Raw genomic sequence first — 13,502 nt, 5'->3', positions numbered from 1 at the left:
GACTGGTGACTGGTGACTGGAAATGATCAGCAGAGGGAGTCCGACGGCAAATCATTTGCCGTCGTCATTGTTATCCGCCGCCTTGCTGAAATGGCGGGCCATGGTGCGCAGCACCTTCATATGCTGGGAGAAGTTACGGCAGCCGCTGCAAATCATGGTATGCACCGACAGTGCAGCCTTTTCCGACGTGGTCAGCTTGCGCTCCTGCCCTTCAGACATCAGACGGGTTGCCTCTTTGCAGTTCATCATTTGCTGCTACCTCCGACAAACCAGTGATTTTCCAGACATTCCCGTAGCCTGACCCGGGCACGATAGAGCGACACATTCAGGCTGTTCTGATTGATCTCTTCACTCTGGCAGATTTCTTCCGTCTCCAGTTCCAGAAACTCACGCATCATAAACAGTCTGGCAAGACGCTCCGGCAGGGCATTCAGACACATATCAAAGGTCTGCCAGAACTGGCTGTTTTCCATGTCCTCATCGGGATCCTGCCATTTGCTGGGGCGAACATCCTTGTGCCAGTGGCCATTGTCACGAAACAGAATATCAATCACTTCGTCGTCACTCTGCTCATCGGCTCCGGGTAGCGGCACCAGACGCATACGAGCGCGCAGAATATCGGTGATCTTGTTCTTTAATATTGCGAAAACCCAGGTTTTCAACGCAGCCCGCCGACCGAACGCCGCGGCATTCTTCAAAGCGCCGACAAAGGCTTCCTGCACCGCATCCTCAGCCAGCTGCTCATCACGCAACTGCATTCTGGCAAACTTCAGCATCTGCCCGCGCAGATCATCAAGGAAGGCGTTGTCCGCCAGCAGAGCCTGAGAGCGCTCCGCCATTCCCGCTGTCACATCCATGGCTCTGTCCATTCACACCCCACTCGTCTCAATGGTTATTGCTGAACTGCGCCTCTCTGATCACGACAGCTATCCTAACGCGCAAACTGAGCACAGCATATTTCCGCGCAGCACTCCGCAGATCTGCTACACATTAATAGTCAGCCCCTTAGAGCGCGGACGGTTCTGGCAGTTCCCTTATTCAGCCGCTGTCTGCACAAGTGAGTAAATCGGCGAACATCAGCGGTAAATCTGCAGGGAATATAAAAGTCTGCATATATACTTCAGCAAACATGTGCCCTCCCGGCACCCTTTTGACCTACTGATTCAGCTACCACTCTGGACTGGGGACTATTGACGGATGATCGACGGAAACCTGGCAACAGCGCTGGCTTTTGTCACCTATCTCGCCATCATGCTGTTCATTGGCTTTTGGGCCTACAGCCGTACCACCAACCTGTCGGACTACGCACTGGGAGGTCGCCGACTCGGCCCCTTCCCGATTGCCCTGTCTGCCGGCGCCTCCGACATGAGCGGCTGGCTGATGCTGGGCCTGCCCGGATATGCACTGGTAGCAGGGTACGAAGCAGAATGGATAGTGATCGGTCTGGTTGCAGGCACCTGGCTGAACTGGCGGTTTGTGGCACGCCGCCTGCGGGTCTACTCCTCCCTCACCGATGATTCGCTCACCCTGCCCTCCTACTTTGCCAATCGTTTTCGCGATCATTCGCAGATTATTCGCATCGTTTCGGCGCTGTTTATCCTGTTTTTCTTTATTTTCTATATCAGCGCCGGTCTCGTGGCTCAAGGCAAGCTGTTCGAAGCGGTGTTCAATATGGATTACGACTACGCCGTGGTGCTGGGCGCGGTCTTTATCGTCTGCTATGTCTTCTTCGGGGGCTTTATCGCCGTGTCCTGGACCGATGTGGTTCAGGCCCTGCTGATCATTTTCGCCCTCGCCTGTGTCTCGCTCTACGGCCTCGGTGAAGCCGGCGGCTGGTTTGCCGTGCGTTCGGCCATGGCAGAAAAATCACCGGCACTACTGGATATGTGGACGGACAACAGCGGCCTGCCGCTGAGCTGGATCAGCATCGCCTCGTTACTGGCCTGGGGTCTGGGCTATTTTGGTCAGCCACACATTCTCGCTCGCTTCAAGGCCATTCGTGATGACCGGCAAATCGGTCTGGCACGTTTTATCGCCGTATCCTGGAGCTTTGCAGTGCTGGCCTGTGCACTGCTGACGGGCTGGGTCGCCCAGCACTATCTGCACCGTGATCTGGCCGATGAGGAAACCGTCTATATCGCCCTCACTCACATGCTGTTCCACCCGGCTATTGCCGGTGTGCTGCTGACCGCCGTGCTGGCCGCCATCATGTCCACCGCCGATTCGCAGCTGCTGATCTGTTCCTCCATCCTCGCAGAGGACTTCTATCGCAGCCTGTATCGCAAGCATGCCAGCGCCAGAGAGCTGGTCACTGCTGGCCGGATTGGCGTACTGGGGGTAGCGGCACTGGCGGTCTGGCTATCACTCAACTCACAGGACAACGTACTGGAGCTGGTGGCCTACGCCTGGGCAGGCTTTGGTGCGGCCTTCGGGCCAGTGATCCTGCTATCGCTGTACTGGCGCCGCATGACCCGCAACGGTGCTCTGGCCGGCATCGTAACAGGGGGTGTCACGGTCGTGATCTGGAAGCATCTGCAGGGCGGGCTGTTCGACCTTTACGAGATTATCCCCGGCTTCCTGCTGGCGCTGATCGCCGTGGTGTTGGTCAGTCTGGTATCCACACCACCGCGACCACGCAGCGTCGCATCAGACAAACTGACCGCGCCAGACAAACCAAAGAGCAACGCCTGAATAATGCGTTGCTTTACTACGTTCTTTACTCCATTGGCACATCGCAAAGGGTATGTTCAGAATCGGCCGAAGAACACTGCCAGACACTCATTCAGCGCCGCTTGTGATGTTTGACTGCGGAGCATAGTTGTTGGCCAGGGAAGAGATGGACCGCATCACAGGTGGGGATGCAGGAAGACAGAAAAGAAAAAAGGCGCTTCCATCCAGAAGCGCCTTTCGTCATTTACTGCATCAGACTCGAACGACACCATTGTATTAAACATTACGTAAGAATCAACACTGAAACAGCTTAAAAATCACTTTTGTGAGTAAAATAACCACAAAGTCTAATAAGAGCACCATTCAGCTGAACGGGTTATAGCCACTTCAGCACGGGTACACCTTGAACGCCGAGCGAGAGTAAGACGCATGCGCCTCTGATAGTTTGGCCAGTACCCCGGAGCCTCACGGCTCCCTGCCCCTGGGCCGGATTTATCACCTTTGGAGAATGACGTATGTCACACACTGTCCCCCATATCGTGGTTATTGGCGGAGGCGCAGGCGGTCTGGAACTGGTTACCCGCCTTGGTCATCAATTCGGCAAGCGAGGCAAAGCCCGAGTGACGCTGGTTGACCGCAGCCCTACACATATCTGGAAGCCGCTGCTGCATGAAGTCGCCACAGGTTCGCTGGACTCCGGCATCGACGAAGTCAGTTATCGCGGCCACGCCCGAGCCCATCATTTCCACTTTCAGCTGGGCACCCTGACCGGTATCGACCGCGCTGAGCGTCAGCTGACGCTGGCACCGATCAATGATGACAGCGGAACCCAGGTCGTCCCCGGCCGCACCTTGCAGTACGACTATCTGGTGCTGGCGCTGGGCAGCCAGAGCAATGATTTCGGCACGCCGGGCGTCGCCCAGCACTGTAACTTTCTCGACAGCCGTGAACAGGCGGAACGCTTCCGCCAGAAGCTGCTGAACCAGTTTCTGCGTCTGTCAGTGCAGAATCGTGATCAGGCCGATAACCCGGCCCGGCTCACTATTGCCATCGTCGGTGCCGGTGCCACAGGCGTGGAACTCTCCGCCGAACTGCACAACGCCGCTCGGATGATCGGCAGTTTTGGTTTTGAAGGCATGGATAAAGGCCAGCTCGATGTCCACCTGATCGAGGCCGGCCCCCGCATTCTGCCCGCCCTGTCGGAGCGCATCAGTGCTTCAGCCCATCTGGAACTGACCAAGATTGGCGTCAAGGTACGAACAGGCACCCGCATTGTCGAAGCCACTGAGCAGGGTCTGCATACGGCCGACGGGGAAACCATATCGGCAGATCTGATGGTCTGGGCGGCGGGCATCAAAGCACCGGCCTTTCTGGCGCAACTGGATGGACTGGAAACCAACAGGATCAATCAGGTCATGGTTCACCCCAGCCTGCAGAGCCTGACGGACGAGCGCATCTTTGCCATTGGCGACTGTGCAGGTTGCCCTATCGGTGAAAACCGCTGGGTACCACCCCGGGCTCAGGCGGCTCATCAGATGGCCAGCCATCTGATCAAAAACCTCAAGCGTCTGTTCAATCAGCAGCCTATGCAGCCGTTTGTCTACAAGGACCACGGCTCACTGGTCTCCCTCAGCCGCTTCTCTACCGTTGGCAGCCTGATGGGCAATCTGACCTCGGGCAGCTTCTTTATTGAAGGCCATCTGGCACGCATGTTCTACGTCTCGCTCTATCGCATGCACCAGCTGGCGTTACACGGCCCGCTGGCCACACTGCTCATGGCCTTTGTGGAACATATCAACAAGGTGCTGCGGCCCCGCCTTAAACTGCATTGACCTCTGCCCCGGCTGTGACTGAGCAAAAAAAACCGCACTCCTGAGAGTGCGGTTGCTTAATTACTGAGTCTTACAAGCACAAGGGCACAAACAATCCAATAGACCAGCCAGACAAACAGCAAACCAGCTGCCAGGGGAGTCTGACTGGTTTAGCAGACCGCTGAAAACCTGTCCGCGTTGCCAAATACCGCGTCCAAAACGGGCAAAAAATGCTCATTTAGCTCACTAAACTCCGCTTTTTCGCCTGTCTTGGCCTGGTATCGGCGACCTCGATCACGCTTTTCAACGGCCCGCAGGAAAGCACTCACGACATCGTGAACACTTTCCCGGACATCATCTGACGAATCCGCACACCAGACGATCTCCCAGGATACCCACCGCGAACACTGAAAACAGCACTCACATTACTTCATTGTGGGCATTACGAACTCCGCACCTGCGCGAATGCCGGTTGGCCAGCGGCTGGTAACGGTTTTCATCCGGGTATAGAAGCGCACACCGTCCGGACCGTGCATATGCAGAGGGCCAAACAGCGAACGTTTCCAGCCACCAAAGGAATGGAAAGCCATAGGTACAGGGATTGGCACGTTCACGCCGACCATACCCACCTGGATATGCTGGGCAAACTGACGGGCGGAATCACCGTCACGGGTGAAAATCGCGGTGCCGTTGCCATACTCGTGTGCGTTGATCAGCGCGACAGCCTCATCGAAGGTTTTCACCCGCACCATGGCCAGCACCGGGCCGAAAATCTCTTCCTTGTAGATGGTCATGTCAGGAGTGACATGGTCAAACAGGCAACCACCGATAAAGTAGCCGTCTTCACAACCTTCCACTTGCAGACCACGGCCATCGATAACCAGCCGGGCACCCTCTTCCACGCCCTTGTTGACGTAGCCAGTGACCTTGGCCAGATGCTCCCTGGAAACCAGCGGGCCCATTTCAGGCTCGGGTGAAGACATGCCATCGCCGACACGCAGGGCTTCGATACGGGGTACCAGCTCTTCCAGAATCCGTTCAGCAGTGCCTTCACCGACAGGTACTGCAACCGAGATCGCCATGCAGCGCTCGCCAGCCGAGCCGTAAGCGGCGCCCATCAGTGCATCCGCCACCTGCTTCATGTCAGCATCGGGCATGACCACCATGTGATTCTTGGCACCGCCCAGTGCCTGCACGCGCTTGCCGTGTGCTGAGGCGGTGGAGTAGATGTACTGAGCAATGGGGGTTGAGCCTACAAAGCTGACGGCTTCGATATCAGGGTGAGTCAGCAGCACATCAACCGCTTCCTTGTCACCGTTGACGACGTTAAAGACACCATCGGGCAGACCCGCTTCTTTCAGCAGTTCAGCCAGACGCATCCCCATGCTGGGATCTTTTTCCGAAGGCTTGAGGATAAAGCAGTTACCGCACGCCAGTGCCACCGGGAACATCCACATGGGCACCATGGCGGGGAAGTTGAACGGTGTAATACCGGCCACCACACCCAGCGGCTGCATCATTGACCAGGAGTCCACATTGGAACCCACGTTGACGGAATGCTCGCCCTTTTGCAGATGAGGAATGCCACAGGCAAACTCGACCACTTCCAGACCACGGATCAGCTCACCCTTGGCATCGGAAAAGACCTTGCCGTGCTCCTCAGTGATGATTTCCGCCAGCTCATCGAAGTGTTGCTCGATCAGTTCCTTGAATTTGAACAGTACTCGTGAGCGACGCAGTGGGGGTGATGCCGCCCAGGCGGGGAACGCCTCTCTGGCAACAGCAATCACCTGGGCCACTTCCTCGGCAGACGACAATACGACCTGCTTGCTCACCCGGCCGGTCGCCGGGTTGTGAACCGCTGCAGTCCGGCCGCTGTGGCTGGCTGTTTCAGCACCCGCTACGAAATTTCCAAGAATCTGAGTCATTACTTTCACCTCATAATGTCCGCTGACGAGATACCTCCCGATCAGCTGGCGCGAGCAGTCACTGCTGACCTTCACGTCAGTCAGCGACGCCTTTTACCGATGAATTAGTCGCTGTGCCGCGCTTACCATCAGACAGCCAGTGCCACACAGCGGATCATAAACAGGCAGTTACAGACCGGCCTTGGCCACACACTCCGCCAGATGCTCGTAACCCATTTTGGCGTAGGTCAGCGGATGAGCCACGGCAGGATCCTGCTCGGCCTCAACCACAATCCAGCCGCTGTAATCAATCGCCTTCAACGCATGCATCACGGCCTGATAATCGAGGAAACCATCACCGGGTACGGTGTAGACGCCGTCCAGTACTGCACGCAGGAAAGGCTGATCGGTATTTTTGGCGTGAGCCATGATCTGCGGACGAATGTCTTTGCAGTGCACATGACTGACACGAGGGCCGTACTTCTTGATCAGGCTCAGGGGGCTGCCGCCTGCCCAGGTGATGTGACCGGTATCGACCAGCAGACCAACGGAATCACCGGTGTGCTGCATCAGCAGATCCACTTCGTCTTCGGTTTCCACCACGGTGCCCATGTGATGGTGATAAGCCAGCTTGACGCCCTGCGACAGCAGATAGTCACCGACCTGAGTCATCCGCTTGCCAAACTCCTCCCACTGATCGGCACGCAGCACGGGGCGCTTGGACAGGGGGGTATCGATTTCGCCGTGGATGCAACCACTGACTTCGGCATAAACCATGACCTTACAGCCACAGCTTTTGAGCAGCATCAGGTGATCCTGCAGGGCAGCAATTTCTTCCTCAGCAGTACGCTCCAGCAGACGGGAGCTGTACCAGCCAGACACCAGCTGACGGTCAAATTGCGCCAGAATCGGCTTCAGCACGTCAGGGTCGCGAGGAAACTTGTTACCCAGCTCAACCCCGGCATAACCTGCCAGACGCGATTCTTCCAGACACACTTCCAGCGGAGTATCAGCGCCCAGTGAGGGCATATCATCGTTGCTCCAGGTGAGCGGGTTGATGCCGATCTGTACCTTGCTCATAGCCTTCTACTCTTAATTTGCAATGTGAATAAGTTGCAATGTGGACACTGTCCGACAGCCTGATGGGCAGGTGCCGGTATCTCTGTTGTTATCAGAACGTACTGGCTGAACGCGTTCACGATGCTGCAGCGGCTGGCCACAGCAGCTCGTGAACTCATTGTCAGTAGGGCTGTTTGGTTTTTTGCGTCTTGTAGCCTGTATAAGCAGTTCGCACCTGCTCACGTACCGACACCTCAGGAACGGCGACATCCCACCAGTGGCCGCCCTCTGCGGTGGAAGGCTGGGCATCCGTATCGATAGCAATGACATAGGTGATCGGGCTGGCTTTGGCGCGGGCCATGGCCTGCTCCAGCTCAGCGATGGTGGTGACCTGCTCACTGGCAGCCCCCATCGCTCTGGCGTGAGCGGCAAAATCCGTCTTCGGTGCGCCACCTTCAACAGTCAGGCAGTCTTCCAGCAGGTTATTGAAAGGTGCACCACCGCATGCCTGTTGCAGACGGTTGATGCAGGCATAGCCGCGGTTATCCAGCACCACGATGATGAGCTTGTAACCGAGCATCACCGACGTGGCGATTTCGGAATTGAGCATCAGATAGGAGCCATCGCCCACCAGCACCACGACTTCGCGGTCAGGCGTCGCCATCTTGGCCCCCAGCGCACCGGCAATTTCGTAGCCCATGCAGGAGAAGCCGTATTCCAGGTGATAGCCCTGACTGTCATGGGGACGCCACAGCTTGTGCAGCTCACCGGGCAGCCCCCCAGCAGCACAGACAAGGGTGCTGGCAGGCTCAAGATTGCGCCAGACGGCACCGATCACATTGGCATCGGTCGGCAGATAATGGCTGGTGGGCGCGGCAAGGATGGCATCCGACACACGCATCCAGTCAGCGATCCAGCCTGCCACGCTGTCCTGCCATGCCCCGTCACTCTGCCAGTCGCCCAGCTTCTGACTGATCACACCGAGGGTGGTCTTGGCATCGGCAACCAGCGGCAGTGACTCGTGCTTATAGGCATCAAAGGCGGCCACGTTGAGACCGATAATGCAGACATCGGGGTTGCCAAATACAGTACGTGAGCCGGTGGTGAAGTCCTGCAGGCGCGTGCCGATGGCCAGCACCACATCTGCTTCCTGTGCGGCATGGTTGGCCGCGGAGGTGCCGGTCACACCAATGGCACCGAGCAGTTGCGGGTGATCCCAGGGCAGCACGCCCTTACCGGCCTGACTCTCCGCCACGGGAATATGATGCTTCTCGACGAAAGCGCGCAGGGTATCGACGGCACCGGCATAATGCACACCACCACCGGCAATGATCATGGGTTTGCGCGCACAGCGCAGTACCGCCAGCGCTTCGCTGAGCTGATCCACATCCGCCTGAGGACGGCGCAGACGATGTACCCGCTTGCGGAAGAAGCTCTCGGGATAATCATAGGCTTCTGCCTGAATGTCCTGCGGCAGCGCGATGGTGGCCGGGCCACAGTCCACCGGATCAGTCAGTATCCGCATGGCGGCTGGCAGGCTGGTGATCAGCTGCTCGGGGCGATGGATGCGGTCAAAATAACGGGACACCGGACGGAAACAGTCATTCACGGTGACACCCGGGTTGGCACTGTCTTCCACCTGCTGCAGCACCGGGTCGGGAGTGCGGGTGGAGAAGGTATCACCGGGCAGCAACAGCAATGGCAGACGATTGACGTGCGCCACACCGGCAGCGGTGAGCATGTTCATCGCACCGGGGCCGATGGAGGTGGTGCAAGCCAGAATCTGCGTACGGCGGTTCTGCTTGGCGAAAGCGGTAGCCGCCAGCGCCATGCCCTGCTCGTTGTGAGCGCGATAGGTAGGGAACTCGTTGCGTACCGCATGGAGCGCCTCACCAATACCGGCCACGTTACCGTGACCGAAGATGGCAAACATACCGGCGAACAGCGGGATTTCCTTGCCATCCACCTCGTGATACTGCGCTTGCAGGAACTTCACCAGCGCCTGCGCCATGGTCAAACGAATAGTGCTCATTGTCTTACTCCAAAATGCAGGTCAGGCGACAGACTGGGCAGTGACCGGCGCCTTGCGCTCGCGCCAGTAACGAATCATGCGTACATAGTTGCCAGCGATCACATCCACCAGCTGCTGGTCATTCAGCTCACCTGCCAGCCACTGCCGCGAAGGCTTGCCGAAGATGGTGCGGCCCACTGCGAAGCCCTTGCACACCTCGATACCTGCCGCCTGATTGAAGCCATCACGCAGCTCTTCTTCCGGTGCATCCAGCCCCAGCAACACCACTCCACGACAGTGCGGCGCACGCTGGTTGATGACACTTTCAATGTGCTGCCAGGCTGCACGGCTGGGTGAGGGCAACTTCCACCAGTCGGGGTAGATGCCGATGTTGTAGAAACGGGTCAGCGCACGGGCCAGCGTCTGGTCATCGACGCTTGAGCCTGCAGGCGGAATCACTTCCAGCAGGAACTCATGGCCTGAGTTGATGCAGGCTTCGTACATGTCTGCGACCTTGCGCTCCTGATCCAGACGCAGGTCAATGCTGTCATCGGGATGGTAGAACACCAGACACTTGACCACATGTTCACGCGGCCAGCTGGTCAGTTGCTGACCGATGTTATTGCCGTACTCAAAACGCAGTGGCCGTGAGCCGGGCTGCTCAACCGGACGACCGATCCACCAGCCACGCCCGGTCAGCTCATTCAGGGTCGCCTGTCCGTAGGTGGTGTCGGCCAGAATACCGGCATTACCGTTCAGCCCCATTTCGGCAGCGCCTTTGAAAGCCCCTTGCAGAATCAGCTGTTTCAGCTCTTCAATACGTTCTTCCGCTGCCCCGACTTCACGGGCCATGTTGGCCAGCTGGATACGGTGATCAAATGCCAGCACACAGAGCTCCGGCCATTCCACGTCACGGGTAGTGACCCGGTGCAGATAGTTCAGGTGGGTATTCTTGTCAGGGCGGGGAATGTGCTCGGCATGGGCGATGTAGTAGTCCAGCTCTTCCGCTGTCGGCATGGCAGGAGCACAGCCGTGGCGAGATACCACCAGCGCACCGCAGGCATTACCGTAGCGGCAGCACTGCTCGTAGGATTCACCGCGAATCCAGCCCCGCAGGAAGCCGCTCATGAAAGCATCGCCAGCGCCCAGCACATTCAGCACATCCACCCGCACGCCTTTGACGGTGATACCGTCGTCCAGGTCATCTGGGATGTTGCCGGTGAAGACCGAGCAACCCAGCGGGCCGCGCTTGCATACCAGCACGGCGTCCGACACCCGGCGCACATTGCGCAGCGCTTCGAGGGTGTCGGTGCTGCCACCGGCAATATGAAACTCTTCTTCAGTGCCGACGATCAGATCGAACAGCGGCACGATGCTCTGCAAGTGGGCAGTGACCGACTCACTGGAAATAAAGCGGGTTTCACCATCACCGCGCGTGGTCAGGCCCCACAGCACCGGGCGATAGTCGATATCCAGCACCGTTCTGACGCCACCGGCACGGGCATACTCAATCGCCTGACGGCTGACCCGATTGACCTGTTCGGTGGAGAAATGGGTTCCGGTAATCACCAGCGCCCTGGCAGACTGAATAAAGTCAGCATCGAAATCCTCGGTGCTGATGGCCATGTCGGCACAATTCTCACGGTAGAAAATCAGCGGGAAGGTTTCCTGATCTTTGATCCCCAGGATCACCAGTGCGGTCAGCCGCTCGGGATCTGTCACCACGTGGGAGACATCCACACCAGCGCGGCTAAGAGTCTCGCGGACACTGCGGCCCATATGCTCGTTACCGACACGGGTCAGCATGGCGGACTTCAGCCCCTGCCGCGCAGTACCGAAGGCGATGTTGCCAGAGGAGCCGCCGAGGTATTTGGCCATGGAGGTTTCATCCTCCAGCCGGGCACCGACCTGCTGACCATAGAAATCCACGGCAGCGCGGCCAAGTACGATCAGATCAAGGGCGCGGGACTGAACGTCGCTATGAGGTGATGTGTCAGGCATGGCAATGCTCCACTCAGAATTCGTTGATGTTCACCCAGCGCCCTTGCGCGTGGGACAGTTCGACAGCGTCCAGTACCCGGTTGACCTCATAGGCAGCGCGAAAATCCGGCCACATGGGACGATCTGCCAGGATGCCATCCACCAGATCACGCACTTCAACGATCTTCATGTCGTTGTAGCCCAGGCCATGGCCGCCGGCGACGCAGAAATTGACGTAATCAGGATGCTGGGGGCCAACCAGAATGGTACGAAAGCCCTGCCGGTGACTGGCATCACCATTGGTATAAAGCTGCAGTTCGGACAGGCGCTCCTGATCAAACAGGAGGGTGCCCTTGGTGCCCGTGACTTCAAAAGTCAGGCCGTTCTTGCGACCACAGGCGATACGGCTGGACTCCAGCGTACCGATGGCACCGCCGCTAAAGCGCACCATGCAATGCACCTGATCGTCGTTTTCCACTTCGCCGTATTCGCCCGGGCGACCGGCAATGGGACGGTGGCGATGCACGATCTGCAGATCCCCCATCACCTCAGTGATGTCACCCACCAGATACTGGGCCACGTTGATAATGTGCGAGCCCATATCACCCAGCGTGCCGGAACCGGAAAACTCACGTTTCAGCCGCCAGCTGTAAGGGACGGTAGGATCGGCCAGATAGTCTTCGTTATGGGTGCCGCGGAAGTGGACTACTTCGCCGATTTCACCCTGACTGATGATTTCCTTGGCCAGCTGCAAGGTAGGGTTCTTGATGTAATTGAACCCCACCAGCGTCTTGACGCCAGCCTGCTCGGCCGCTTCTGTCATGATCCTGGCGTCTGCCGCGGTCAGTGCCAGCGGCTTTTCACTGTAGACGTGCTTGCCTGCGGCAATCGCGGCCAGCGCCATCTCTTTGTGCAGAAAGTTGGGAGAGCAGATATCCACGACATCAATCGACGGGTCATTGACCAGTGCCCGCCAGTCCCCCGTGGAACGCCGGAAACCCAGTTCGGTGGCCTTTCTGGCAGCCAGCTCGGCATCCACTTCGGCGACCATCTCCAGCACAATGTCACCCGCCAGAGGAAACACCACCGGTGCTGCATGGAAGGCAATACTATGAGCCTTACCCATATAGCCGGTACCGATCAGACCAATACGCAGTTGCTTTGAATGATTGCTGCTCATCTGCTCACCCATGAAAGGTTGGGAAACGACAGAACAACGGACAGCCTTCAACCCGGTACTGATCAGCCTGTGCAGAATCCAGCAGGGTATTGATTGCAGCGATGACGTTGGGGCCGGAGACGGCGCCCGCGACAGCGACGGTGCGAATGACCGCCTGCATGCTCAGGGACATGGAAGCCTACCTCTTGTTATTGTTCTGTTAGTACTTGCCTGCCAGCGGCTTTCCCCTCTCACAGAGCTGGCCCTCATCAGCCTGCTGCATGCGCAGCACACTTCATATCGGATCAGCCCCATCACAGTCGAGGTTGAAAAAGCGCCTTGCTGTAAGCGAATGACCGCAGAATAGAATAAATATTCTATTCTTGCAACAAGCCAGAAAATAAATTTCAATTATTAAAAGAGAGAGAATGTGCTCCAGACGGTTATAACGACTGCTATTAACCGCGTTTTTAAGGCATCAGCAAGCACGAAGAGCCCTTTCGATAGACTTGACAGGATTCTGCTTTTGCAGAACAGTGATCAACAAAACGGAATATTTATTCCAAAATTTTAACAAGAAAAATAAAATAGCTCAGACTTCACTCATCCCGGTCAGGATGAGTTCTCTGGATCTGACTGACGCCGCCGCAATCACTATTCATTAACAGTAGCGGCAACGTTTCAGCAGCAGACGGAACATGAAGAGTACCGGTGCCCGCTCCCTGCCCCACTCATTTATGAGGCTGGATACCAGACAGGACGTGCACTGCAGGGGATTTGTCTGATTCGATGTAAGGGTTAAGATGCGATCTTCTCCGTAACACGCTCACCTTTGAGAGCAGCAATACCAGGCAAGATCGCAACAACGGCCAGCACGGGTCAGTTTGGCGAAGACCACTACCCCC

The 13,502-nt window shown here is 57.3% G+C and carries 10 protein-coding genes; 2 read left to right on the top strand and 8 right to left on the bottom strand.

All coding sequences use genetic code 11. The annotated features are described in order from the left end of the window. Window positions 1-51 precede the first annotated feature (51 nt). Both WH50_RS17785 and WH50_RS17780 read right to left on the bottom strand, forming a co-directional pair. A complete protein-coding gene (locus WH50_RS17785; protein WP_104156600.1) occupies window positions 52-249 on the bottom strand; it encodes a zf-HC2 domain-containing protein in 198 nt (65 codons plus the stop codon). Next, a complete protein-coding gene (locus WH50_RS17780) occupies window positions 246-857 on the bottom strand; it encodes a sigma-70 family RNA polymerase sigma factor (RefSeq protein WP_243410157.1) in 612 nt (203 codons plus the stop codon). Before WH50_RS17780 ends, WH50_RS17785 begins: the two co-directional genes overlap by 4 nt. Window positions 858-1,197: 340 nt before the next feature. Here WH50_RS17780 and putP point away from each other — a divergent pair, with 340 nt between their 5' ends. Further along, the gene (gene putP, locus WH50_RS17775) at window positions 1,198-2,691 is read left to right on the top strand and encodes a sodium/proline symporter PutP (protein ID WP_110188664.1); all 1,494 of its coding nucleotides are present in this window, start codon (window positions 1,198-1,200) and stop codon (window positions 2,689-2,691) included. Window positions 2,692-3,185: 494 nt separating this feature from the next. Beyond that, complete coding sequence (locus WH50_RS17770) at window positions 3,186-4,502, top strand: NAD(P)/FAD-dependent oxidoreductase (RefSeq protein ID WP_110188663.1); 1,317 nt, start codon at window positions 3,186-3,188, stop codon at window positions 4,500-4,502. A 404-nt stretch (window positions 4,503-4,906) separates the two neighbouring features. Here WH50_RS17770 and WH50_RS17765 read toward each other — a convergent pair whose 3' ends face one another. From WH50_RS17765 to WH50_RS26390, 6 genes are all read right to left on the bottom strand, one after another. Next, entirely contained in the window at window positions 4,907-6,409 is a 1,503-nt protein-coding gene (locus WH50_RS17765; RefSeq protein ID WP_110188662.1) for a CoA-acylating methylmalonate-semialdehyde dehydrogenase, read from the bottom strand. Between the two features lie 168 nt (window positions 6,410-6,577). Next, entirely contained in the window at window positions 6,578-7,468 is an 891-nt protein-coding gene (gene iolE / locus WH50_RS17760; protein ID WP_110188660.1) for a myo-inosose-2 dehydratase, read from the bottom strand. A gap of 160 nt (window positions 7,469-7,628) precedes the next feature. Continuing rightward, the gene (gene iolD, locus WH50_RS17755; protein ID WP_110188658.1) at window positions 7,629-9,479 is read right to left on the bottom strand and encodes a 3D-(3,5/4)-trihydroxycyclohexane-1,2-dione acylhydrolase (decyclizing); all 1,851 of its coding nucleotides are present in this window, start codon (window positions 9,477-9,479) and stop codon (window positions 7,629-7,631) included. A gap of 21 nt (window positions 9,480-9,500) precedes the next feature. Next, window positions 9,501-11,459 carry a bifunctional 5-dehydro-2-deoxygluconokinase/5-dehydro-2-deoxyphosphogluconate aldolase gene (locus tag WH50_RS17750; RefSeq protein ID WP_110188657.1) on the bottom strand — a complete coding sequence of 653 codons (1,959 nt, stop codon included), beginning with the start codon at window positions 11,457-11,459 and terminating at the stop codon, window positions 9,501-9,503. A gap of 13 nt (window positions 11,460-11,472) precedes the next feature. Beyond that, entirely contained in the window at window positions 11,473-12,618 is a 1,146-nt protein-coding gene (locus tag WH50_RS17745; RefSeq protein ID WP_110188666.1) for a Gfo/Idh/MocA family protein, read from the bottom strand. Between the two features lie 4 nt (window positions 12,619-12,622). Continuing rightward, entirely contained in the window at window positions 12,623-12,790 is a 168-nt protein-coding gene (locus tag WH50_RS26390) for a hypothetical protein (RefSeq protein WP_165838463.1), read from the bottom strand. Between the last annotated feature and the right edge of the window lie 712 nt (window positions 12,791-13,502).

The organism is Pokkaliibacter plantistimulans, from assembly GCF_003194385.1.
GTDB lineage: Bacteria > Pseudomonadota > Gammaproteobacteria > Pseudomonadales > Balneatricaceae > Pokkaliibacter > Pokkaliibacter plantistimulans.
This window is presented reverse-complemented; position numbering and strand designations above follow the sequence as displayed.

Coding starts and splice junctions, on each gene's coding strand:
- WH50_RS17785 (WP_104156600.1), bottom strand. CDS start 249: ATGATGAACTGCAAAGAGGCAACCCGTCTGATGTCTGAAGGGCAGGAG.
- WH50_RS17780 (WP_243410157.1), bottom strand. CDS start 857: ATGGATGTGACAGCGGGAATGGCGGAGCGCTCTCAGGCTCTGCTGGCG.
- putP (WP_110188664.1), top strand. CDS start 1,198: ATGATCGACGGAAACCTGGCAACAGCGCTGGCTTTTGTCACCTATCTC.
- WH50_RS17770 (WP_110188663.1), top strand. CDS start 3,186: ATGTCACACACTGTCCCCCATATCGTGGTTATTGGCGGAGGCGCAGGC.
- WH50_RS17765 (WP_110188662.1), bottom strand. CDS start 6,409: ATGACTCAGATTCTTGGAAATTTCGTAGCGGGTGCTGAAACAGCCAGC.
- iolE (WP_110188660.1), bottom strand. CDS start 7,468: ATGAGCAAGGTACAGATCGGCATCAACCCGCTCACCTGGAGCAACGAT.
- iolD (WP_110188658.1), bottom strand. CDS start 9,479: ATGAGCACTATTCGTTTGACCATGGCGCAGGCGCTGGTGAAGTTCCTG.
- WH50_RS17750 (WP_110188657.1), bottom strand. CDS start 11,459: ATGCCTGACACATCACCTCATAGCGACGTTCAGTCCCGCGCCCTTGAT.
- WH50_RS17745 (WP_110188666.1), bottom strand. CDS start 12,618: ATGAGCAGCAATCATTCAAAGCAACTGCGTATTGGTCTGATCGGTACC.
- WH50_RS26390 (WP_165838463.1), bottom strand. CDS start 12,790: ATGTCCCTGAGCATGCAGGCGGTCATTCGCACCGTCGCTGTCGCGGGC.